The organism is Amycolatopsis sp. NPDC050768 (genome assembly GCF_040654155.1).
Taxonomy (GTDB): Bacteria; Actinomycetota; Actinomycetes; order Mycobacteriales; family Pseudonocardiaceae; genus Amycolatopsis.
In genome coordinates, this window is record NZ_JBFAHL010000009.1 from 316,704 (window position 1) to 338,571 (window position 21,868).

Below are 21,868 nucleotides of genomic sequence, written 5' to 3' on the forward strand. Positions count from 1 at the left end.
TCTAGTTCAGGAACGTGTGCGGCGCCGGGTCGTCGAGCAGTGCGGTGATGCGGTAGCGCTCGGTCCAGTGGTCGGTGGCCCAGGCGAACGCGCGGGCCAGACCTTCCGACGTGTCGGCGGCGTGGAGCCGGTTGTCCTCGTCCGACCACCACGAGACGTCGGCGGTGGTGCCGTCGACGATCACGGTGAGCACGTCGTGCAGCAGCGGGCCGCCCTCGGGCACGGTGAGGCCGAGTTGGTCGGCGACGAGGCGGATCGCGGGCAGGTCGGCCCAGGCGACGTACTCGCCGGTGCTGGTCACCTCGTTCGGCAGGGCGCCGGCGAGAGGGACGTCGAGCAGTTCGGCGAGGTGTTCGGGGTCTTCGGGGGCGGCGATGATCTTGGTCGCCGGCAGCGCGGACGCCGGCCACGGGACGTCGAGGACCACGGCTTTGTCGGCGTCTGCCACGCTCGCGCCGGCCGTGCGGACGCGGACCGGGGCGTCGAGGTCGTCGACGTCCACGGGCGACTGCACGAGCGCGCGGTGGGCGCGCGCGGCGAGACCCGGTGTGAGCGTGCGGGCGGGGTCGCCGAGGCGGTCGAGCAGGTCGGTGACGTCTTCGGCCGTCGCGAGGTCCAGCGTGGTCCGGACGCCGGCGGCCTGGAGCAGCTCGACGGAGAGCTCGAGGTCTGGCACCTCGTCGTAGAGGCCGGCGAGGTCGGCCGCGGCAGGCAGGCGCCAAGAGCCGGGGGCTTCGCCGGCGAGCAGGGCGTAACGAGCGAGCCACCAGCCCGCGTGGCCTTCGGGCGCGTGCAGCGCCTGCCACGTCTCGGGCCGCGCGGCGATGAGGCGCAGCGCGGCGGGCCACGCGTCGTCGGCGACGAGGTCGAGGTCTCTGATCGCCAGGACAGCCGTTGGCGGGCGTTCGAACGAGTCCCACCACGAGTCTTCGTCGGGCAGGCCGTGGTCAGGCTCGTGCGGCTCCTCGTCGCGGACGACGGCGAACGAGTCGAGCACGCCGACCGCTTCGAGTGTCGGCTGTGGCCAGTCCTCGGCGAACTCCTCGTCGAGAACGGACAGGGCACCGTCCTCTTCGAACACTTCGGAGTCGAACACGTCGAGAAGAGGAGACGAAGGCAGCACGAGCTCGTCGGCCCGGCGCCAGCCGTCTTCGGACGGGAGGGCAAGCGCACCGGCCCACTCCGGCGCATCGTCACCGCACTCCGCGATCAGCCTCAGCACGGCACCCGCGAGGTTCATCCCATCCAAACCGGACCGGACGTCTTCCACACTGCGTTCCACGGCGTACTGCACCTGCTCGGCTTCGAGCAGCTGGCGGGCGTCGGCATGCTTGGCGCCCAAGCGTTCCAGCAACGGGTGCGCCGCCGCGGGGTGCACGAGCCGCAGGCCTGGAACGTCCACATCGGACAGGAGTTCGAGCAGCTCGTTTGACCCGTCGAGCAGCAATGTGCCGCGCGCGCCGGGCAGCGTGCGTCCGTCGGACAGCGGCACCGGGAGCCCGTCGAGCTGTGCCGGCGACACGTCGTGCGTGTCCACAGCCACGGCGAGCGCCGCGTACAGTCGGTGCCACCACCCGGGTTCACGGTCGATCCCGGTGAGCACCTCCAGCACGTCCTCGACGCCGATCGCCTGCGCCGACACGGGCTTCAGCACCCGCGCCGCCCCCGCCGGCGCGGCCACCAGCCCCGGCACGAGGTCGGCCAAGAGCGGCGGCAAGTCCGGCACGTCGACGTCGAGCACCTTCGCCTGCCGGCCGGACACCTCCTTGTTGTCCATAGTGGACAACCACGGCTGCGTTGCCAGCTCGGCGAAAACCTGATCCCTCAGCTGCGCGTCCACTGTGGACCGCGGGAATCCGGCCTGGGGCACCAGCACGAACCGATGCTCCTGCGGCACAGCCCTGACGAGCCCGACGTATTTCTTCGCCGCCGCCGCGATCGCCTCATCCAGCGCCGCCCCGGGCAACACCCTCCGCCGCGACGGCTCCAGCGGCACGGGCGCGATCAACCGCGCCGGCAGCGACAACGCCTCATCCGTCGGCGTCGGCGCATGCAGCACGTCTTCGTCCAGCGGCTGCGGCACCCCGTCCACGTCGATCGGCACGGCCCAGCCCTCGCGAGTCAGCCACCTTCGACTCTTCTCGGGCCCGGCGATCTCAACCTGATCCGTGCCGGTGCGCGTCCAAACGCGACCGTCCACTTCAGCCTCACCCAACCACGGCAAGGCCAGCAGAAGGTCGGAAATCTCTTCCTGGAGGGCGTCCAGCAGCGCCTTCCCACTCTCCGGCTCCCGCAGCGGCAGCCGCACTTCGGTGTCGAACCCCTCCGGCGGTGCCTCCTCTGAAGGCCACGGCAGCCGCAGCACGGGCACATCCCCGTCCCGCCCGGCCGCCTCCCGCGTGCGCTCCGCGGAGAACCGCACCCCACCTCGCGCCGAAACGACCCGCGGCTCGTCGGACACGGTCAACACCGCCGCAAACCCGACGCCAAACCGCCCGACCGTGTCCAGCCGCTCCTTCGCCGACGCCCGCAACGACGCCAACGACTCCACACCCCGCGTATCCAGCGGCGCCCCGGTGTTGGCGAACCTCAGCTCACCGTCCACAACGGACACCTTGACCCGGCCGGGGGTCTCGGCCGCCTGCGCCGCGTCCGCCGCGTTCTGCGCCAGCTCCACGAACAGCCGATCGCGATACGCCCCAACCCTCAAGTCACGCTCGGCGTTGGTGTCCTCCACAAACCGCGTCGGCGAGTCCCGCCACGCGCGCAACATCGCCTCGCGCAGCCGCCCCGTCCCGAACGGATCCGCCCCTATGCCCTCATTCACCGGGGGCCGTCACCACTCTCAGTGCCCAGGTCACCCTCGCCGGCCTGTACTTCGGCGACGCGGTCCGCTTCGGTGGCCTGGCCAGCTTCGGCGGCGTGAGCCGCTTCGCCTGCTTCGGCAACCTGGCCCAGCTCGGCGGCTTCGGCCACCGTGCTGGCGTCGCTCGCGTCGCTGGCCTGGCCAGCTTCAGCGGCCGGGCTCGCTCCGATCGCTTCGGCACCTTCGCGCGCTTCGGCGACGTTGGTGGCTTCGGTCGCGTTCGTTGCGTCGGAGGGTTCGGCGGAATCGCCGGCAGCTTCCTCGAACGACTCCGCAGCCGACTCCTCGACCGTCGCCGCTTCCGGCGCCGCGCTCTCCGCGATCTCGTCGGCCGCGGAAACCGCCTGGGCCTCGGGCGCCGCAAGGTCGGCGACTGCTGTGGTTTCCGCGCCCGCGCCATCCTGCGCAGCCGGCACGGCGGCAGCTTCCTCAGAAGCTCCGGCGTGAACTTCGCCAGCCGGTTCCGAACCCTGCTCGGCGGAGTGATCCGCCCACAGCCCCACCGCTTCCCAGGCCGCAGCAGCCGGCTTAGCGGGGGCAGTGGCCTCGGGCTCCGAGGTCACAACTGCGGAGTCCTCAACCGCATCGGCCGCCGGGGTAGCGGCGGGCTCGGCGGCGGGATCCGCCTGGGCCGCCGCAACTTCAGCGACCGAGTCAGCAGGCGCTTCTTCCACCGCCGGCTCGGCAGCTTCGACCTCAGGCAAGACAGCCGGGGGCGACCCCGCCGCTTCGGAGGCGGAAGCCACCTCCGAAGCCGAGGCCGTCGCGGCCGGTTCGGCCGGTTCGGCCGGTTCGGCCGGTTCGGCCGAGGCAATCGCCTCCGGGTCCGCAGTCCCAGCCTCGGCGGCGGAAGCCGCCTCCGGAGCCGGGGTCATCGCAACCGGCTCGGCAGAGACAGTCGCCTCAGGCTGCGAGGTCGCGGCCGCAGTGTCGGCGGCTGCATCCGGCGCCGGGGCGACCGCGGTCGGCTCGGTGATCGAGTCGGCCGAAGCCTCGGCGTCCTGTTCGGCGGGCGCCGACTCGGGAGCTGAGGTCGTCGAAACCACCTCGGCTTCCGCGGGCGCAGCCGTGGTGTCGGAAGTTGCTTCCGGCTCCGGGGCAACCGCAGTCGGCTCGGCGACGGCGATCGAGTCCGCCGAAGCATCGGCGGCCGGCTCGGCAGAGACCGCGGCCTGCGAAGCGTCCGCTGCGGTCGTGTCCGAAGAAGCGGCCGAAGCAGTCTCCGCAGCCGCGTTCGTCGCGAGAGTTTCACCGGCCGGGGTTTCGGTGATCCCAGCCGAGGCAGCCTCCCCGACAGCGACCTCAACAGCAGCAACCTCAGCAGCAGCCTCCGGCTCCACCGTCGCCGCGGTGGAAGCCTCTTCAGCAGCAGCCGACGAAGCCTCCGCAGCCACCTCTGACGACGAAGCAGCAGCCGCAGAGGCCTCAGGCTCACCATCCGACACAAAGTCGATCAACGAATCGTCATAAACCAGTTCCGCCACCGGGATCGACGAGGTGATCTCCACCTCCACCTCGGAATGCGCCCCACACCCGTACTCGACGTCCACCGCGTGGCCGTCCGCCGGGGCGATGTCGTTGGTGCACACCCCGAACGCTCCGCGCAGAGACCCGGCGAGCGGCACGAAAAACCCACAGGACCCACAAGTCGCCGGAGCGCTCCGGGCCATGTCGGAGCGCGGGCCGAACTCGCCGCCGTGCCAGCGGGTGGCGGCGTCCTGGCGGCCGTAGCGGGAGAGGACGTGGACGCGGCCCAGGCCGACGTCGTGGGCGACCTCTTCGACGGCCGGGTCGTCGGACTTCAGGTACGCGGGCGCGAGGCGCGGGTCGTCCTTGTCGGTGGGGAAGATGTCGCCCACGCCGAGGTCGCCGGCGCGCACGCGTTGCTCCCAGGGAACCCACGTGGGTGCGACCAGGGAGTCCGGGCCGGGCAGGAGGGCGAGCTCGCTCACGGTCACCGGCTCGTCCAGGCCGGCGACGGCGACCGTCACGGCCCAGCACCAGCCGTGGTAGCCGGGCACCGACGCCTCGAACAGGTGGGTCGCCGAGACGGCGTCCTCGGAGGTCACGGCGACGTGCTCGCCGACCTGCTCGGCCGGGGCGTCCGCCAGCACAGCTTCGCGCGCAAAGTCTTCCGCGTCCGCGAGCTTCCGCTGGATAGAGCCGTCGTCCAGGGTCAACAGCAACGTCATGGCCCCAATTGTGCCGCACGCATCCGCGCGGCCCGTGCCAGGCTGTTCCCGTGCGCACTCCCCTGACGCGAACCCCGTTGATCTGGCCGCTGCTGGCGGTGGCTCTGCTCGGCGGCTGCGCCGGCACGCAGGCGACACAACCCCCGCCCGAAGAGCTCACTGTGCAGGTGCTGCAGACGCTGCCGCACGACACGTCGGCCTTCACCGAGGGCCTCGAGTTCGCCGGCACGACGCTGTACGAGAGCCGCGGCCTCTCCGGCGAGTCCGCGCTCACCGCGGGCGCCGCCGGCCAGAAGCCCACCACGCGCGTGGCGCTGCCGGCGCCGCTGTTCGCGGAGGGCATCACGATCCTCGGGCCCAAGCTGTGGCAGCTGACCTGGCAGGACGGCTTCGCCATCGAACGCGATTCGAAAACCTTGGCCGAGCTGCGCCGCGTGCCCTTCGACGGCGAGGGCTGGGGCCTGTGCCATCAGCCCAGCGGCCGGCTGGTCATGAGCAACGGCACCTCGCAGCTCACGTTCCGTGACCCGCAGACGTTTGCGGTCACCGGGAGCGTCGACGTCGGCGTGGACCAGCTCAACGAACTCGAGTGCGTCGGTGACACGGTGTACGCGAACGTGTGGAAAACCGGCACCATCCTGCGCATCGACTCCAAAACCGGACACATCACCGGACGCATCGACGCCGGCGGACTCCGCACCCCGGTCAACCCCGGAGAAGACGTGCTCAACGGCATCGCGGCCGTCCCCGGCACCGACGAATTCCTCGTCACGGGCAAGCTCTGGCCCGCGATGTACCGGGTGAAGTTCGTCCCCGCCGGCGCCACCGGGACACAGAACGGCACGTGATCGGGCGGAACGGCACCCGGATGAGGCAGGATTGACGCGTGGCACTCTTCGGTTCGCACTCCGAACCCGACGGCACCTTCTCCGGGCGGTCGGGCAAGGGTCGCGGCCGGAAGTCCAAGCGCAAGTGGACGCCGGAGCCCAGCGCCGCCCAGGCCCGCTCCTGGCGCGACTCGCCACAGCCCACCCGCGTCGACCCCGCCGCGCACCCGGTCGAACCACCGACCCGGGGCGTCGCGGCGGAACCCCCGACCCGGCGCGTCCCGGCCGACCCGCCGCGCGCACGGCCCGAGCGGCACGAAGAGCGGTACGAACCCCGCGCTCGTCCTGAGCGGCTCCCGCCCGAAGGCCGGGAGCCGCGCGCCCGAAGCCCGTTCTACGACGAACCCCGCACCCCGACGGCCGACGAGGCCCCCACCGGCGCCGTCCCCCTCGGCCACCGACCGCCGCCACCCAGGGGCGCGCGGCCGTACCCGTCGCAAGACCGCCGCACCGAGCCCGTCCGGCCCCGCCATGACAGCCCTCGGCCCGGCAGCAGCGAGTACGAGCACTACGACACCGGCGGCTACGCCGGCGAACCCCGCGTCGACCCCGAACGTGACGAGGAACTCCGCACCACCGCCGTCCCAGGTGCCGGCTCGATCCCGAAGCTGCCGAAGAAGATCACCGTCACGCGCGTCGCCGCGTTGCGCAGCCGGCAGCTGAGCGGACAGGCCATCGGCATGTTCCAGCGCGCCACCAAGGCCGACGGCGCGGACAAGTCGGGCCTCACGTCGCTGATGTACGCGGTGATGCTCAACTACGCCAGCGACGCCGCCATGGCCATCGCGCTCGCCAACACGCTCTTCTTCGCCGCCACCAGCGGCGAGAGCAAGGGCAAAGTGGCGCTGTACCTGCTGATCACCATCGCACCGTTCGCACTCGTCGCGCCCGTGATCGGCCCGGCGCTGGACAAGATCCAGCGCGGCCGCCGCCTCGCGATGTGCGTGGCCTCGATCGGCCAGGGCCTGATGGCCGTGGTCATGGCCCTGCACTTCGACGACTGGCTGCTCTACCCCGCCGCGCTCGGGATGATGGTGCTGTCGAAGTCGTTCACCGTCCTCAAGGCCGCCATCACGCCGCGCGTGGTGCCGCCGGAGATCACGCTGTCGAAGACCAACGCGCGGCTCACGATCTTCGGCCTCGTCGCCGCCGGCGTGTTCGGCGGGCTGGCCAGCGGTGTCAACGCGATCAGCGGTTCCGCCGGCGCGTTGTGGTTCACCGCGTTGATCTGCGTGGCCGCGGCCGTGCAGTCGATGCGGATCCCGTCGTGGGTCGAGGTGACCGAGGGCGAGGTGCCGACGTCGCTGTCGGCGCGGCCCGAACCGACGCAGAAGAAGCAGCGCCAGCCGATGGGCCGCCACATCGTGGTCGCCTTGTGGGGCAACGGATCCGTGCGCGTGCTCACCGGCTTCCTCATGATGTTCGCCGCGTTCGCGGTGAAGGCGCAGACGGAGGGCACGGGCCACAGCCCGTTCATGCAGCTGCTCCTGCTGGGCATCATCGGCGCCGCGGCCGGGGCAGGTGGCTTCGTCGGCAACGCGCTGGGCTCACGCCTGCAGTTCGGCGCGCCGGACCAGGTGATCGTGTGGTGCGTGGCCGCGTGCGCGGGTGTGACGCTCATCGCCACGCTCCTGCCCGGACTCGCGACGGCCGCGGTCGTCGGCCTCGTCGGCGCCACGGCGAGCGCGCTTGCGAAGATCAGCCTCGACGCCGTGATCCAGGAAGATCTGCCCGAGCAGTCGCGCGCGTCGGCGTTCGGGCGCTCGGAAACGGTGCTGCAGCTCGCCTGGTGCTTCGGTGGCGCCGTCGGTCTGCTGCTGCCGCCGACGTACTGGATCGGCTTCCTCGTGGTCACGGTGCTGCTCGGCGTCGGCCTCACGCAGACCTACCTCGTGCAGCGCGGCGGCTCGCTCGTGCCGGGACTGGGCGGAAACCGGCCACTGCGGCCCGAACCGACCGGCAGCTTCCCCGCGCAGGGTGCGTCCCGAGAGCGCCGGTAATCTTCGGACCATGCGACGTTCCCGATTGGTAGCCGTGCTCGCGGCCGGTGGTCTCGCCGTGGCCGGCTGCTCGGCGCCAGGGCCGGCCGAGGTGACGTTCTACGGCGATGGGCACACGATCAACGTCGGGCCGATCGGCAACTGCGACGTCAAGACCGGCATCTGCGCCGCCAACCCCGGCGCCGCGGGCACGCTGAAGCTGCGCCCGGGCAAGTCCGTGCAGATCTCCGTGCCGAAGGAGGTCGCGGAAGGTCCGTGGAAGGTGACGGTGCAGTTCGTCAACGGCAAGGGCCAGCCTCAGCCGTTGAAGGAAGACATCATCACCAGCGGCGACCGCTACGCCTACACCGCGACGCCGCCCACCAAGGACGACCAGATCGTGGTGGTGGAGATCGCGCAGGCCACCGTGGTCAGCCGCACGGGCGACCCCAACGACGCGGAGCCGATCACCTCGGCCCTGTGGTCGCTGCAGGTTCAGCCCGCCTGACGGCACGACGAGTGAAGGGCACCCGTCGAGGTGCCCTTTCACCGCAAAAGATGCAGGTTTAGGGGTCGATGTCCCGGGCGACCGCGCGCATGATCTCCGCGATCTGCTTGGTGTTCTTGCGATCCGGGTAGCGGTTGCGGCGCAAGTCCGGCTGGACCTTCAGCTCGAGGAGCTTGATCATGTCCTCGATCAGACCGTGCAGCTCCTCGGCGGGACGCCGGCGTGCTTCGGCGACCGACGGCGGCGGGTCCAGCAGCCGGACGGAGAGCGCCTGCGGCCCGCGACGGCCGTCGGCGACGCCGAACTCCAGCCGCTGCCCGGCCTTGAGCCCCTCGACGCCCTGCGGCAGCGCGGCCTTGCGGATGTAGACGTCGGCTCCGCCGTCCTGCGTGACGAACCCGAAACCCTTCTCCGCGTCGTACCACTTGACCTTGCCGGTCGGCACTTCCCTCACCAGTCCTTCTGCTGTGCTGCTCACGACGAACGCGCCCCGGGCGTACCCAGGGCGCGCGTCCGCTTAGCGTATCTCGCCACATGCCCTGGGGAGAAGCGGATACGGCCGTTACCCTCAGCGCCATGGACAACGCAGCAAAGCAGACCGCGGGCAAACCGATCCTCATGCGGATCGGGATCGGCCTGTTCGCCATCGGGCTGCTCGCCGTGCTGGCCGTCTTCGTGATGTTCGCCGCCGGTCTGGAGAACCTGCCGGTGTGGCTCAGCGCGGTGGCCGGCGTGGTGACGCCGCTGGGCCTGCTGCTCGGCCTGATCGCGCTGGTCCGCGAGGCGCGCGCCGGCAAGCACGGCTGAGCCTCAGAACGCGCGGGCGAACCACTCCGGGAACTGCGTCAGCGAGCCGAACACCACGTCGGCTCCCTCGGCGAGCAGTTCTTCCCTCGTGCACGGCCCGGTGGTGACGCCGACCGCGAGCGCGCCGGCCGCGCGGGCGCCCCGCACGTCGCCGAGGTGATCTCCGACATACGCCCGCGCGTCGTGCTCCTTGAGCGCCACGGCTTTCTGCGTGGACCACAGCTCGCCCACGAGCTCGTCGACCTCAAGCCCGAGCGCCTCGACGTGCAGGCACGCGTTGGGCCCGTACTTGCCGGTGACCACGAGCGTGCGCCCGCCCGCCGCGCGCACGGCCTTCAGCGCTTCCGCCGCGCCCGGCAGCGCGACCGTGCTCGGCACGACGAGGCCGGGGTACAGCGCGCGGAACCGATCCACCAGGCCCGGGATCCGCTCCTCGGGCGCCTCGAAGCCGCGCAGGATGTCGTCGAGCGGCGGGCCGAGGTTGGCGGCGAAGTGGTCGCCGTCGAGCGGCAGGCCCGACTCCGCGCCCAGCGCGTTCATCGCCGCGACCATGCCCGGCCGCGGGTCGATCAGTGTCATGTCCAGGTCGAAGCCCACGGTGATGCCCACGTCCGCCACGGTAGCGGGGACCACCGACAGAACGGGCTTGTACATCCGATTGTGGTCAGTAAACCTTCTTGACACGACCTCGATCTGTGTCAAGCTGACGGTGTGACGAGCTTCACTGAGCGCACCAAGGCATCGCTGCGCGAAGCACTGCTCGACGCGGCCGCGGATCTGCTCCCCGACCGCGGCTACCAGGCGCTTCGCATGGCCGACGTCGCGGCGCGCGCCGGCGTGAGCAGGCAGACCGTCTACAACGAGTTCGGCAGCAAGGCGGCGCTCACGCAGGCCGTGGCGCTGCGTACGGCGGCGGAGTTCCTCGACGGCATCCGCCGCCGCTTCGAGAGCGCCGACGGGCTGATCCCCGGCATCCACGGCGCCGTCGTCTACACGATCGAGCACGCCCGGGAGAACCGGCTCGTCGCCGCCGCGCTCGGCACGGAGGCGGGCGAGGACCTGCTCCCCCTGCTCACCACCAAGGGCGAGCCCATCCTCACGGCCGCCGCCGACCTGGCGACCGAGCAGTACCGCTCGCTAGAGCACCGCCTGTCGCAGAAGTCCGCCGCACTGCTGGCGGAGACCGTGGTGCGGCTGTCCCTGAGCCACCTGGTGCTGCCGACGCACGCCGCGACCGAGGCGGCCGACGCCGTGGTGGCGGTTCTGGCGCCGGCGATCGAAAGCTTCCTTTCACCGACAGACTCGTCCACGGAATCGTCCACAATGGAGTGACACGAAAGGGCCGGACATGACGGACACGCTTCCCGAGCTGCGCAGCGGGTTTTCGTCGCTGCGCAAGGGTGGGCTCAACTGGGACTCGTTCCCGCTGCGCCTGTTCGTGAAGGGCAACAAGAAGTTCTGGAACCCCGCCGACCTCGACTTCAGCCGCGAACGCGAGGGCTGGGAGAGCCTGACGCCGGAGCAGCGCCGCTCGACGACATACCTCGTGGCGCAGTTCATCGCCGGCGAGGAGGCCGTGACGGAGGACATCCAGCCCTTCATGCGCGCGATGTCCTCGACCGGCCGATTCAGCGACGAGATGTACCTGACGCAGTTCTGCTTCGAGGAGGCCAAGCACGTCGAGGTCTTCCGCCGCTGGATGGACGCCGTCGGCCTCGACGAGGATCTGCACCCGTACGTCGCCGAAAACCCCCACTACCGCAAGCTTTTCTACGAAGAGCTGCCGCAGTCGCTGCGCGCCCTGGAGGACGATCCCAGTCCCCTCAACCAGATCCGCGCGAGCGTCACGTACAACCACGTGATCGAGGGCAGTCTCGCGTTGACGGGCTACTACTCGTGGCAGCTCATCTGCACCCAGAACCAGATCCTGCCCGGCATGCAGGACCTCGTCCGCCGCATCGGCGACGACGAACGCCGCCACATGGCGTGGGGCACCTTCACCTGCCGCCGCCACGTCGCCGCCGACGACTCGATGTGGGACGCAGTGCAGCAGCGCATGGGCGAACTGCTGCCGCACGCGCTCAACATGATCCAGTGGGTGCAGGACCAGTTCGAGGAAGTCCCGTTCGACAACGACCCGCAGGAGTTCGTCCAGTACGCGGCCGACCGCGCGCAACGGCGGTTGGGCGCCATCGAATCGGCCCGCGGGACGCCGGTGGAGCAGATCGACCTGGACTACTCGCCGGAGCAGCTGGAGGAGACCTTCGGGGAGGAAGACGAGAAGACGCTGGCGGAAGCCGCTGCGGCAGCTTCCTGACGCACAGGCCGTCCCCGACCCCCTCGGGGACGGCCCGCCGCGTCACCTCCAGATGACGCCGTGCCAGACGTCGCCGTAAGACATCCCCGCGGTGACGCCGCGCGAGTTGATCAGCAGCGCCGCCGCGGAAGTGTGGCCCGGCAACGGTTCCAGCCTCGTGCGAGTGCCGTCCGGCGCCCACTTCGCGCCGACGCCCTCGGCCTGACCCACGATCGTGCCGGCGCGGTTGATGGCGTTGGCGGCCGCGTTGCGGGTGTCGCTCGGCAAGTACGTCGGGCGGCCCACCCGGTCCCATCGCGTCGCGTAGCTGCCGCCGAAGTCCGGGTCGACGATCCCGACGACGGTGCCGTTGTCGCTGATCCCCGACGCGTACCCCGAGCTCGGCGCCTCGGTTCCACCCAGCGTCACAACGCGGCCCGAGGGGTCCCACCGCTTGGCCACGTGGTTGCCGCCGATCGTGATCGAGCCGGTGATCGTGCCGTCACGGGAGATCCCGACGACACGGCCGTACTCACCCTCCGGTGTGAGGTCGGTGATCCGGCCGCGCTCGTCCCAGCGCACGACGTGGGTGTCGCCGCCCGCGTCGTCGGCGGTACCGGCGACGACGCGACCGTCGGGCGTGATCTCGTCGGCCCACGTCGAGCCGCCGCCGGGCAAGCCGGGCAGCTCGCGGACGGTGCCGTCGCGCTCCCACAGCAGCGCGTGGGAAAAGGTGCCGTCGTAGAAAGAACCCACGATGCGGCCGGTGTCGCTGATCGCGTCCGCGCCACCGCCCACGCCGGGGGTGGCCAGCTCCGTGACGGTGCCGTCAGCAGCCCAGCGAGCGGCGCGCTGAGCGCCTTGCGCGTCGTCGGCGACTCCGACGACCACGTCGGCCTGGTTCACCGCCACGGCCTGGCCCAGCGCGCCCCCGAGCGTCGGCAGCGCGGTGGCCTCGCCCGCGGCGGACCACTTCATCGGGTGGTACAGAATCCGCGTCTCACGCGGGTAGGACTCGCCCACGACGGTGCCGTGGTCGTTGATCGCCTCGATCCCGGTGTAGGTGTCGCCCGCCCGTGGCGCGAGCTCGATCGGCCCGGCCGGCGCGGCCATCGCGCCGGCCGCTGGTGCGAGCACGGTGATCGTCGCCGCCGCGACCCCCCGCGGCGAACACTCTTCGGGTGACCTTCACGATGTTCCCCCTTCGTCGGTCTCCGAGGGGGAACACGCGCGACCCTGTTGTCCGGTTGCCTGCCCTATGCGTGTTTCGCCGAAGCGGCGTCTTCGAGGCCCAGCAGCGTCACGGACTGCTCGCGCATCTCGACCTTGCGCACCTTGCCCGTAACGGTCATCGGGAACCCGTCGACGATGTGGACGTAGCGCGGGATCTTGTAGTGCGCCAGCTTGCCCTGCGAGAACTCGCGCACGGCCTCGGCGGTGAGCGGCTGCGCGCCCTCGCGCACCTGGATCCAGGCCATGAGCTCTTCGCCGTACTTGACGTCGGGCACGCCGATGACCTGTGCGTCGAGGACGTCCGGGTGCGTGTAGAGGAACTCCTCGATCTCGCGCGGGTACACGTTCTCGCCGCCGCGGATCACCATGTCCTTGATGCGGCCGGTGATGTTGAGGTAGCCGGCCTCGTCCATCACGGCGAGGTCGCCGGTGTGCATCCAGCGCGCGGCGTCGATCGCCTCGGCCGTCTTGTCGGGCTGTTCCCAGTAACCGAGCATCACGGAGTAGCCGCGCGTGCAGAGCTCGCCGGGCACGCCGCGCGGCACGGTGAGGCCCGTCTCGGGATCGACCACTTTGGACTCGAGGTGCGGCCCGACGCGGCCGACCGTGGACACGCGGCGCTCCACCGAATCGTCCGCGCGCGTCTGTGTGGAGACCGGCGAGGTTTCCGTCATGCCGTAGCAGATCGACACTTCCGTCATGCCCATCCGGTCGATCACCTGCTTCATCACCTCGACCGGGCAAGGCGAGCCCGCCATGATCCCGGTGCGCAGCGACGACAGGTCGAACTCGCCGAAGTCCGCGTGGTTGAGCTCCGCGATGAACATCGTGGGCACGCCGTACAGCGACGTGCACCGCTCCGCCTCCACGGCCTCCAGCGTCGCCCGCGGGTCGAACGCCGGCGCCGGGATCACCATGCACGCGCCGTGGCTGGTGCACGCGAGGTTGCCCATCACCATGCCGAAGCAGTGGTAGAAGGGCACGGGGATGCACACGCGGTCTTCTTCGGTGTAGTTGCACAGCTCGCCGACGAAGTAGCCGTTGTTGAGGATGTTGTGGTGGGACAGCGTGGCGCCCTTGGGGAAGCCCGTGGTGCCGGAGGTGTACTGGATGTTGATGGGGTCGTCGGCGCTCAGGTTTTTCTGGAGCTCGGCCAGGGCCTCCGGGTCGCCACCCGCACCCTTGGCCATGAGGTCCGTCCACGCGTCGGTGCCCAGCAGCACCACGACCTCGAGCCCCGCGCAGTTCGGCCGGACCCGCTCCACCATCGCCGCGTAGTCCGACGTCTTGAACTTGTCCGCCGCGACGAGCATCCGCACACCGGACTGGTTGAGCACGTACTCCAGCTCGTGCGAGCGGTACGCGGGATTGATGTTGACGAGGATCGCGCCGATCTTGGCCGTCGCGTACTGGAGGAGCGTCCACTCCGCCCGGTTCGGCGACCAGATCCCGACGCGGTCCCCCTTGCCGATCCCGGTGGCGACGAGCCCGTGCGCGAGCTGGTCGACGTCCTTTTTGAGGTCGGCATACGACCATTTCGTACCGGCCGCGCGGTCCACCATCGCGTCGCGCTCGGGAAACGCGGCCACAGTGCGGTCGAAGTTGTCCCCGATGGTGTCACCCAGCAGGGGGACGTCGGACGTCCCGGAGGCGTAACTGGGCAGGGCGGGCGCGTCGGGCATGGTTGCCTCCCGGTGGGGTCTTCGTCGACACCCGCGAGTCTAGGAACCCGGGGGTTCGACGACCACCCGGCCGGGCACCCACCTTCCGCTACGCTCGGTGCGGGTTCGTTTCACGAGGGGTTGGGGTTGGGCCGTGCCGGAGGAGTTCTCCCTGAGCTGGACCGAAGTCGACGTCGCCGTCCGCCGCAGTGGCCTGCCGGCTTCGTGGCACCCCTTTGAAATCCGCAGCCCTGGGCTGACTCTGGATGAGCACAAGCGGCTGTCGGATGAGGCATGGGCTTTGCTGCGTTCGCGGGGGTTGGCTCATGCGGACAAGCTGGACCATGACGTTCTGGCTACCTTGCAGGCTTGGACGCGGCCTGAGGTGCTGATCATCGTCCGCGCCGCCGAGTTGCCTTCCGGGACGGTGCTGTACCGGGCCTGCATCGGCGAGGGGCTGGGGGTGTTTTCGTCGTCCGAGCCCGACGGGATCCGGTTCCAGCAGACGCGACCGGATCGGCTGGTGGAGACGGTGTTGAGCATGTTCCCGACCTATCCGCCACTGCCGGTTGCTCCGGTGTCTCTTACGCAGGCTCCGGCTCGGCATTCTTCAGATTCGGATGCTTCGGACTTTTCAGACCGGGATTTCACCTCGGCTCCGTCTCGCCGCGATCGGGACGCTCTGGGCTCTTACTCCCAGTGGCCCCTGCACCGGCATGGCACGGTGGAACTGTCCCTGCGCCCCCGCCACGGCACCCTCCGCCCCGTCTCGACGGCCACGTTCGTCGATACGGATGGCGGCCGGTACGTCACGTTCTCCGAGCCGCTCCGCGATGGGGGCTTCCGGCTGCGGTTCGTGCCATCTGACGGGTCTCACCTGCGAAGGTGGCTTTTTGAGACCATCGAGGAAGGCATTCGCTGAGGTCGGGGGTCACACCGTGTTGCGGCTGATTCGCGGATCTTCTCGCGGGCACTGCGCGTCTACCCGTAGTGTTCACCACGTGACTGGACCGACTCGTGGCCTTTTTACGCTCGCCTGTCTCGCCACCCTCACGCTCTCGCTGACCGCGTGCGACGGCTCGGTCGAGGGCAACCCTTCACCGACGACGTCCGCCGGGCAGGGGTCGAGCAGCGCTACACCCCCACTGTCGGACACGCCTTTGGCGGGGATGAGCTCGTGCAAGACCCTGGACCAGGCGGTCGCCGGCCAGGGTTTCCCGGCGTCTACACCGACCCTGGCGGATCCGGAACACGCTTGCGAATCGCTCAAGGCGGGCTACGGCACGGTCGGCCTGGATCTTCAAGACGGGCAGAGCTACGACACGAGCTTCTCCAACACCGACCAATTAGTGTCGGGAAATGTGCGCAAACGCAGAGCGTTCTTGGAGCCGGGGATCAACCACGGAACCGGAGGCTGCGGGGTCAGCATGGAGGTCAAGCCGAAGTCGCGCGCGCTCGTCGTCCTGACCCTGTCGTCCGGCAGCACCGACCAGTCGTGCATCGGCGCGCGGAAGGTCGCCGAGGCTGTCGATCTGATGCTTCCTTCGAACGGCTGACAGCCCAAGTATCCACCCGAGCCGTCCCGATGATCCTGACCCGTGATCGCGCTCGACCACAGGCTCGCGTCTGACGATCACCTACCCGTAGTGTTCACCAGGTGACCGGACCGATCCGTGGCTTCGTGACCTTCGTCGGCCTCGCCGCTCTCGCCTGCGCCCTGACCGCCTGTGACGGCTCTGTAGGAGGTAATCCCACTCCGGTGAGCCCGGCAGGGTCCGCGTCGAGCAGTGCGCCGAGCACGCAGTCGGACACCCCGCTGGCGGGGATGAGTCCGTGCAAGACGCTGGACCAGGCACTCGCCGGGCAGGGGTTCCCGCCAGCCACGCCGTCGACCGCTGATCTGGAGCACGCCTGCGACACGCAGCAAGAAGGGGCCGGCGTTTTCAGCCTGGGTCTGCAGGACGGGGAGGCCTATGACACGAGCATCGCCAACCCCGCGAAAGCCACTTCCGGCAGCGTCCGCGCTCGACGAGCGATCCTCGAACGAGAGCCCACCCAGCAAACCGGCGTCTGCGCGGTCTCTATCGAGGTCAAGCCGAAATCACGAGCAACGATCGCTGTATCGTTCTCTCGGGGGACCACCGACGAAGCATGTACCAAGGCCAGGACCCTGGCCTCAGCGGTCGAACTGCTCTTGCCCAAGAACACGTGATGATCGCTGCCCGGATGTCATGAACGGCTGACAGCTCGTGTCCGTACATCTAGAGTGGGCACGGGAGCACACAGCGTGGCCTGGGAGGGTACTGCAGCGATGGAGGATGCATCCAACTTCGAGGATCACCCGGTCTCCTCGACTACCGGTCAGGGTCAGGCGCCTTTCCCCGACTTGATGGTCAACCCGCTCGACACCGAAGGCGCAAAACGTGTCAGCGAAAGTGCCGAGAAGTTCAAAGCGCTTGCCACCGGTGGTGGGTTCGCGATCAACGACGCCGGGTTCGAGGCGTACAACAAAGTGTGCGACGAATTCCTCGCAGGCTACGACAAGATCAGTATCGATTTCTACCGGCTCATAACTCGAGCCAAGATGGGCTCGAGCGACTACGCGGGCCAGGTCGCCGACTACAACGTCAAAGTTGCCCACGGTGATGGGCAGGCGCTGATCCCCAACCTCGAACTGCTCAAGGAAAGCATCAAGCAGGTCCAGGAAGCCCTGGCGATCGCGAAGGCCAACTACAGCGCGGCCGACAGCGAGCACGCCCAGACCTTCTCCGGTATCGGCAAGGCGGACTCATGAGCGAACGCGCCCAGCCCCGCGAGTACGAAGCCGACTACTACAGCCAGGCTCACGCAGACCTCTCGAAAAAAGCTGCGCCCGGGCGGTTCGGTGCCGAGGATCAGCAAAACATCCGCGGCTCCGTCGATCAGCGCACGGGTCAGGCGGCCTCGAATTACTCGGTAACCCAAGGCCAGCAGCTACTCGAGGGCCAGGCTACCCGCGGCGACGCCCCCGCCCCCAACGCGAACTACGCGGCGCACGATCACCAGCAGCTGTACGACATGGTGCACACGAACATGGACCCCGGCGAACTCGACGCCCGCGGGCGAGTCGCCAACGACCTCGGCAACTGGCTAGCCGCCGTGTCCAACTCGATCAACGACGCGGCCAACAGCAGCCAGATCGAGTGGCAGGGCTCGGGCGCGTCGCAGGCGCACAACTTCTTCCAGAACACCGCGACCTACGCTTCGAACACCGCGAGCGCCGCGCAGCTGAGCTCCAACCGCTATTCGCAGCAGGCCGCCGCGGCTGGGCACGCGCAGACGAACATGCCGGAGCCCGTGAAGTTCGACCAGCAGGCCGAGATGCAAAAGGCGACGCAGCAGTTGAGCGTCGCGGATCCCGCGGCCGCCGCGCAGACGATGAACGCCATCGCCGCCAAACAGCAGCAGGCGGACGCCGCGCATCAGCAGGCCGTTCAGGTGATGCAGGGGCTGGACAACACGTACCACGAGACGTCCACGACCCAGCCCCAGTTCACGGCGCCGCCGCCGATCGGGGGTGGGGACGACAGCACCCACGCCAGCAGCGCCCAGCCCGGTGTCGGCCTCGGAGGGCACGCGGGCGCGTTGAGCAGTGGAGCCGGCAGCTTCGGGTCGCCCGGTGGAGGTGCGCCGGGAGGCGGCGGCCCCGGTGGCGGAGCCGCGGGCTTCAACGGCAACGCGTTCACTCCAGGCGCGGGCTCCAGCACCGGTGCCGGGTCCTTCGGTGGGCCTGGCGGCACTGGTGGCACTGGCTTCCGCCCGCCTGCGGGCGGCGGTGGCTTCGGGCGGCTGTCCCCGGACGCGTTGGCGTTCGGCGGGGGTGGGCCGGGCGGCGCCGGTGGCGCCGGCGACGAGACCCTGCGCGGCGGGCGGGCCGGCGGCGGAACCGGGCGATCCGGCGGCGGGTTCGCCGGCAGCCGCGTCTCCGGCGGTGGCGCGGCCGGCAAGGGCGCGGCGGGCGAAGGCGCCGAGTCCGGCAAGGGCGCAGGCGAGCGGCTCGAGCGTGGGGCGACCGCGGCGGCCAACGCGGGCAAAGCCGGGAAGGCCGGCGCAGGCGGAGCGGCCGGCGCCGCTGGGGCCGGCAAGAAGAAGGAAGACGACAAGGAGCACAAGAACAAGCTCCCCAACCAGGAAGACCCCGACGAGGTGTTCGAGGTTCGCCCCGAGCGCGGACCCGATGGGGAGAAGATCACACCGCCGGTCATCGGTGGGTGAGTAGAGGCTGACGGAGCGCGGCGCCACCTGAGGGTGGCGCCGCGTTGTGTTTCAGACAGTGTCGACGCGAGCAGTGAACGTCGCGCGTCACGCAAGTGCCGAGAAACGGCACCACACCAACGCGTGAGAGCCGTGTCACGATGACGCCGGCACAACCGCAGCAACCAGCGCTGCGAAGGCGAGCCCACCGCGAAGACGCCCCGCGAGGCAAGAAGAGAACACCCAGGTCGACAAAGCGACACCACAAAATCCAGGGTAAAACCCTGACACCCCCACCCACCCCACCCCGGTACCGTCAAACCATGCGGTTCTACGTGGTCGATGCGTTCACCGGGGAGGCGTTCGCCGGGAACCCGGCCGGCGTGGTGGTCCTGGAGAGGGACGTGGACGCGGCCTGGATGCAGCAGGTCGCCGGCGAGATGAAGCACTCCGAGACAGCCTTCGTCCGGAAGAACGGCACCACGACGAGCCTCCGGTGGTTCACGCCGGCCACCGAGGTGGACTTGTGCGGTCACGCGACCATCGCGGCGACCCAGGTCCTCGGCGGCACACAGACCTACGAGACCCGCAGCGGCATCCTCCGATGCACCAAGCACGAAGACGGCTGGATCGAGATGGACTTCCCCGTCGACGAGCCGCGGGAGACGCAAGCGGACGTCAGCCGCATCCTCGCCGACGAAGACGTGAAGCCGCTGTACGTCGGCCGCAGCAGGGAGAACCTGTTCGTCGAGCTCGAGACGCCGGAGCAGGTCGCCCGAGCCACACCGGACCTCACGGAGCTCAAGAGCACCTGGACCGGACGCATGATCATCACCGCGAGCGGCGACCCCGGCGAACCCAGCGAGACCGACGAAACCGGCGACAACACAGACTTCGTCAGCCGGTTCTTCGGCCCCGGCGTCGGTGTCGACGAAGACCCCGTCACCGGATCCGCCCACTGCGCCCTGGCGCCCTACTGGGCCAGGAAGCTGGGCAGAAAAGACCTGACCGGCAAGCAGATCTCCCAGCGTGGCGGGATCGTGAAAACCGAACTCGACAACGACCGCGTCCGCATCAGTGGGCGGGCGGTCACCGTGGTGAGTGGGGAGCTGCACGTCTGATGCGCCTGCTGCTGAACATCATCTGGCTCGTGCTCTGCGGATTCTGGATGGCCGTGGGCTACGTCCTCGCGGGCATCGTGTGCTGCATCCTGATCATCACCATCCCGTTCGGGCTGGCGTCGTTCCGGATCGCGAACTACGCGTTGTGGCCGTTCGGCCGGACGGTGGTCGACCGGCGCGACGCGGGTGTCGGGTCGGTGCTGGGCAACATCATCTGGTTCATCTTCGCCGGCCTGTGGCTGGCGATCGGCCACGTGGTCACCGGCATCGCGCTGTGCATCACGATCATCGGGATCCCGTTGGGGATCGCGAACTTCAAGCTGATCCCCGTGTCGCTGATGCCGCTGGGCAAGGAGATCGTCGACGTCCCTACGGCTCAGGCGTGAAAGGCAAGGGCACCACGAGGCACGGGCCGCCCACGAACAAGCCGCCGTCGATGCCCAGGGCCTTGCCGCCGGCGTACAGGTAAGGCCCCTCGATCTGTGCCGGGTGGATGCCCAGCTGGTCGGCGATCACGCTGTGACCGTGGACGATCCGCGAACCGCCCAGGGCTTCCATCAACGCGTCCGCGTTCTCCTCGCCGGCCGGGCCGCGGAAGGCGTAGCGAGTGGTCATCCGGCGCCAGACGTCCCACCACGCCTCGATGTCGCTGCCGGTCAGGATTTCCCCCACCGACGCGTTGATCGACGTGATGTCCGAGCCCCAGTCGAGGTACTCCAGCGTGTCCGAATGCATCAGCAGGTGGTCGTCGACCAGCGCCACCAACGGACGCGCCGAAAGCCACTCGATGTGTTCCGGCGTCAGGCGGTCCTGATCGGACAGCAGGCCGCCGTTGATCTCCCAGCTGCGGGCGAAGCTGCGCGGCCCGAAGTCCGACGGCACCTGGCGGTCGCCGAAGTGGTACATCCCCAGGAGCAGGATCTCGTGGTTCCCCAGCAGCATCTGCACGGAGCCGCCCGCCTCCGGCGCCTGTTCCTGCAGCGAACGCACGAAGTCGATCACGCCGACACCGTCGGGACCGCGGTCCACGAAGTCGCCGAGGAACCACAGCTGGTCTTCGGCGCCGCTCCACTTGCCGTCGCTGTCGACGAGCCCCTCGGCGCGCAGTGCGTCGGCCAGGGCGTCGCGGTGCCCGTGGACGTCGCCCACCACATACACGCTCATCGTTCGACGATAGGCCCTGCTCCGGCGCGCACGCCGGTCAGGCTTCGCCGAACGGGTCCAGGGTTCGCCCGATCAGGTCGGCGACCGAGTCGATCACCTTCGTCGGCCGGTACGGATAGCGTTCGGCCGACTCCGGAGTGGAAATCCCGGTGAGCACGAGGACCGTCTGCAGCCCCGCTTCGATGCCCGCGTGGATGTCGGTGTCCATGCGGTCGCCGATCATCAGCGTCGACTCCGAGTGCGCGCCGAGGCGCCGCAACGCCGAGCGCATCATCAGCGGGTTCGGTTTGCCCACAAAGTACGGCGAACGCCCGGTGGCCTTCTCGATCAGCGCCGCGACGGACCCGGTGGCCGGCAGCGAGCCCTCCATCGTCGGGCCGGTCGCGTCCGGGTTGGTGGCGATGAACTTCGCGCCGCCGTCGATCAGGCGGATGGCGTTGGTGATGGAACTGAAGCTGTACGTGCGGGTCTCGCCCAGCACCACGTAGTCCGGGTCGCGTTCGGTCAGCACGTAACCGACCTCGTGCAACGCGGTGGTCAGCCCGGCCTCGCCGATCACGAACGCCGTGCCGCCCGGGCGCTGCGAGTCGAGGAACTGCGCCGTGGCCATCGCGGAGGTCCAGATCGACTCCTCCGGGATGTCGAGCCCGGTGCGCAGCAGCCGCGCCCGCAGGTCGCGCGGGGTGTAGATGGAGTTGTTCGTGAGCACCAGGAAGCCGATGCCGTTGTCCCGCAGCTCGCCGAGGAACTCGTCCGCGCGCGGCACGAGATGCTCCTCGCGAACCAGGACGCCGTCCATGTCGCTCAGGTACGTCCAGCGTCCTTCAGTCACCCTCGCCGTCCTCTGTTCTGCGGTACTTGATCGAAACAGGCGCACCGTACCACGGCACCCCGCCACGGTGCGCCCGCAGAGGATTTCCA

The 21,868-nt window shown here is 69.6% G+C and carries 20 protein-coding genes and 1 pseudogene; 13 read left to right on the forward strand and 8 right to left on the reverse strand.

Annotation, left to right across the window (positions count from 1 at the left end; genetic code table 11):
• Position 1: 1 nt before the first annotated feature.
• Positions 2 to 2,773 carry a molecular chaperone Hsp90 gene (locus AB0H62_RS27265; protein WP_360589063.1) on the reverse strand — a complete coding sequence of 924 codons (2,772 nt, stop codon included), beginning with the start codon at positions 2,771 to 2,773 and terminating at the stop codon, positions 2 to 4.
• 1,541 nt (positions 2,774 to 4,314) lie between these two features.
• Positions 4,315 to 5,058 (reverse strand): annotated as a pseudogene (locus AB0H62_RS27270) (DUF3027 domain-containing protein); the annotation flags it as partial.
• Positions 5,059 to 5,108: 50 nt separating this feature from the next.
• Between AB0H62_RS27270 and AB0H62_RS27275 the strand changes: the two are divergent.
• From AB0H62_RS27275 to AB0H62_RS27285, 3 genes are read left to right on the forward strand one after another with little or no spacing between them, the layout of a single operon-like run.
• Positions 5,109 to 5,906: a glutaminyl-peptide cyclotransferase gene (locus tag AB0H62_RS27275; protein WP_360588999.1), complete on the forward strand. Its 798-nt coding sequence runs from the start codon at positions 5,109 to 5,111 to the stop codon at positions 5,904 to 5,906.
• Between the two features lie 38 nt (positions 5,907 to 5,944).
• A complete protein-coding gene (locus tag AB0H62_RS27280; protein WP_360589001.1) occupies positions 5,945 to 7,945 on the forward strand; it encodes an MFS transporter in 2,001 nt (666 codons plus the stop codon).
• Positions 7,946 to 7,955: 10 nt separating this feature from the next.
• Positions 7,956 to 8,432, forward strand: a complete 477-nt coding sequence (locus AB0H62_RS27285; protein ID WP_220244599.1) for a DUF2771 family protein — start codon at positions 7,956 to 7,958, stop codon at positions 8,430 to 8,432.
• Positions 8,433 to 8,490: 58 nt separating this feature from the next.
• On the opposite strand, the gene AB0H62_RS27290 is transcribed toward AB0H62_RS27285, so the two are convergent.
• Positions 8,491 to 8,877, reverse strand: coding sequence for a cold-shock protein (locus AB0H62_RS27290; protein WP_220247185.1), 387 nt, complete (start codon positions 8,875 to 8,877; stop codon positions 8,491 to 8,493).
• A gap of 131 nt (positions 8,878 to 9,008) precedes the next feature.
• Between AB0H62_RS27290 and AB0H62_RS27295 the strand changes: the two genes are divergently transcribed.
• Positions 9,009 to 9,239 carry a hypothetical protein gene (locus tag AB0H62_RS27295; protein ID WP_220244600.1) on the forward strand — a complete coding sequence of 77 codons (231 nt, stop codon included), beginning with the start codon at positions 9,009 to 9,011 and terminating at the stop codon, positions 9,237 to 9,239.
• Positions 9,240 to 9,242: 3 nt separating this feature from the next.
• Here AB0H62_RS27295 and AB0H62_RS27300 read toward each other — a convergent pair whose 3' ends face one another.
• Positions 9,243 to 9,848, reverse strand: a complete 606-nt coding sequence (locus AB0H62_RS27300) for an HAD hydrolase-like protein (protein ID WP_220244601.1) — start codon at positions 9,846 to 9,848, stop codon at positions 9,243 to 9,245.
• A 102-nt stretch (positions 9,849 to 9,950) separates the two neighbouring features.
• Here AB0H62_RS27300 and AB0H62_RS27305 point away from each other — a divergent pair, with 102 nt between their 5' ends.
• Positions 9,951 to 10,571 (forward strand): TetR family transcriptional regulator, encoded by a 621-nt coding sequence (locus tag AB0H62_RS27305; RefSeq protein ID WP_360589003.1) that lies wholly within the window; start codon positions 9,951 to 9,953, stop codon positions 10,569 to 10,571.
• Between the two features lie 16 nt (positions 10,572 to 10,587).
• Positions 10,588 to 11,556 (forward strand): R2-like ligand-binding oxidase, encoded by a 969-nt coding sequence (locus AB0H62_RS27310; RefSeq protein ID WP_220244603.1) that lies wholly within the window; start codon positions 10,588 to 10,590, stop codon positions 11,554 to 11,556.
• 42 nt (positions 11,557 to 11,598) lie between these two features.
• On the opposite strand, the gene AB0H62_RS27315 is transcribed toward AB0H62_RS27310, so the two are convergent.
• Positions 11,599 to 12,672 (reverse strand): hypothetical protein, encoded by a 1,074-nt coding sequence (locus AB0H62_RS27315; RefSeq protein ID WP_360589005.1) that lies wholly within the window; start codon positions 12,670 to 12,672, stop codon positions 11,599 to 11,601.
• Between the two features lie 119 nt (positions 12,673 to 12,791).
• On the reverse strand, positions 12,792 to 14,450 hold the full coding sequence (locus AB0H62_RS27320; RefSeq protein WP_360589007.1) for an AMP-binding protein: 1,659 nt from the start codon (positions 14,448 to 14,450) through the stop codon (positions 12,792 to 12,794).
• Positions 14,451 to 14,583: 133 nt separating this feature from the next.
• Here AB0H62_RS27320 and AB0H62_RS27325 point away from each other — a divergent pair, with 133 nt between their 5' ends.
• From AB0H62_RS27325 to AB0H62_RS27355, 7 genes are all read left to right on the forward strand, one after another.
• Positions 14,584 to 15,351: an ESX secretion-associated protein EspG gene (locus AB0H62_RS27325; RefSeq protein WP_360589009.1), complete on the forward strand. Its 768-nt coding sequence runs from the start codon at positions 14,584 to 14,586 to the stop codon at positions 15,349 to 15,351.
• Between the two features lie 79 nt (positions 15,352 to 15,430).
• Complete coding sequence (locus AB0H62_RS27330; protein WP_360589011.1) at positions 15,431 to 15,985, forward strand: hypothetical protein; 555 nt, start codon at positions 15,431 to 15,433, stop codon at positions 15,983 to 15,985.
• Positions 15,986 to 16,086: 101 nt separating this feature from the next.
• Positions 16,087 to 16,641: a DUF3558 family protein gene (locus tag AB0H62_RS27335; protein ID WP_360589013.1), complete on the forward strand. Its 555-nt coding sequence runs from the start codon at positions 16,087 to 16,089 to the stop codon at positions 16,639 to 16,641.
• 99 nt (positions 16,642 to 16,740) lie between these two features.
• A complete protein-coding gene (locus tag AB0H62_RS27340; protein WP_360589015.1) occupies positions 16,741 to 17,223 on the forward strand; it encodes a hypothetical protein in 483 nt (160 codons plus the stop codon).
• Positions 17,220 to 18,683 (forward strand): hypothetical protein, encoded by a 1,464-nt coding sequence (locus tag AB0H62_RS27345; protein WP_360589017.1) that lies wholly within the window; start codon positions 17,220 to 17,222, stop codon positions 18,681 to 18,683. The genes AB0H62_RS27340 and AB0H62_RS27345 overlap by 4 nt, the downstream gene beginning before the upstream one ends.
• A 302-nt stretch (positions 18,684 to 18,985) precedes the next feature.
• A complete protein-coding gene (locus AB0H62_RS27350; RefSeq protein ID WP_360589019.1) occupies positions 18,986 to 19,783 on the forward strand; it encodes a PhzF family phenazine biosynthesis protein in 798 nt (265 codons plus the stop codon).
• Positions 19,783 to 20,169: a YccF domain-containing protein gene (locus tag AB0H62_RS27355; protein ID WP_220244613.1), complete on the forward strand. Its 387-nt coding sequence runs from the start codon at positions 19,783 to 19,785 to the stop codon at positions 20,167 to 20,169. The genes AB0H62_RS27350 and AB0H62_RS27355 overlap by 1 nt, the downstream gene beginning before the upstream one ends.
• Here the strand turns inward: AB0H62_RS27355 and AB0H62_RS27360 are convergent.
• Together AB0H62_RS27360 and AB0H62_RS27365 are read right to left on the reverse strand one after the other, a co-directional pair.
• A complete protein-coding gene (locus tag AB0H62_RS27360) occupies positions 20,153 to 20,947 on the reverse strand; it encodes a metallophosphoesterase family protein (protein ID WP_220244614.1) in 795 nt (264 codons plus the stop codon). The genes AB0H62_RS27355 and AB0H62_RS27360 overlap by 17 nt on opposite strands.
• Positions 20,948 to 20,984: 37 nt before the next feature.
• Entirely contained in the window at positions 20,985 to 21,779 is a 795-nt protein-coding gene (locus tag AB0H62_RS27365) for an HAD-IIA family hydrolase (RefSeq protein WP_360589021.1), read from the reverse strand.
• Positions 21,780 to 21,868: the final 89 nt, after the last annotated feature.

Coding starts and splice junctions, on each gene's coding strand:
- AB0H62_RS27310 (WP_220244603.1), top strand. CDS start 10,588: ATGACGGACACGCTTCCCGAGCTGCGCAGCGGGTTTTCGTCGCTGCGC.
- AB0H62_RS27265 (WP_360589063.1), bottom strand. CDS start 2,773: ATGTTGCGCGCGTGGCGGGACTCGCCGACGCGGTTTGTGGAGGACACC.
- AB0H62_RS27355 (WP_220244613.1), top strand. CDS start 19,783: ATGCGCCTGCTGCTGAACATCATCTGGCTCGTGCTCTGCGGATTCTGG.
- AB0H62_RS27340 (WP_360589015.1), top strand. CDS start 16,741: ATGGAGGATGCATCCAACTTCGAGGATCACCCGGTCTCCTCGACTACC.
- AB0H62_RS27285 (WP_220244599.1), top strand. CDS start 7,956: ATGCGACGTTCCCGATTGGTAGCCGTGCTCGCGGCCGGTGGTCTCGCC.
- AB0H62_RS27345 (WP_360589017.1), top strand. CDS start 17,220: ATGAGCGAACGCGCCCAGCCCCGCGAGTACGAAGCCGACTACTACAGC.
- AB0H62_RS27350 (WP_360589019.1), top strand. CDS start 18,986: ATGCGGTTCTACGTGGTCGATGCGTTCACCGGGGAGGCGTTCGCCGGG.
- AB0H62_RS27295 (WP_220244600.1), top strand. CDS start 9,009: ATGGACAACGCAGCAAAGCAGACCGCGGGCAAACCGATCCTCATGCGG.
- AB0H62_RS27320 (WP_360589007.1), bottom strand. CDS start 14,450: ATGCCCGACGCGCCCGCCCTGCCCAGTTACGCCTCCGGGACGTCCGAC.
- AB0H62_RS27360 (WP_220244614.1), bottom strand. CDS start 20,947: ATGAGCGTGTATGTGGTGGGCGACGTCCACGGGCACCGCGACGCCCTG.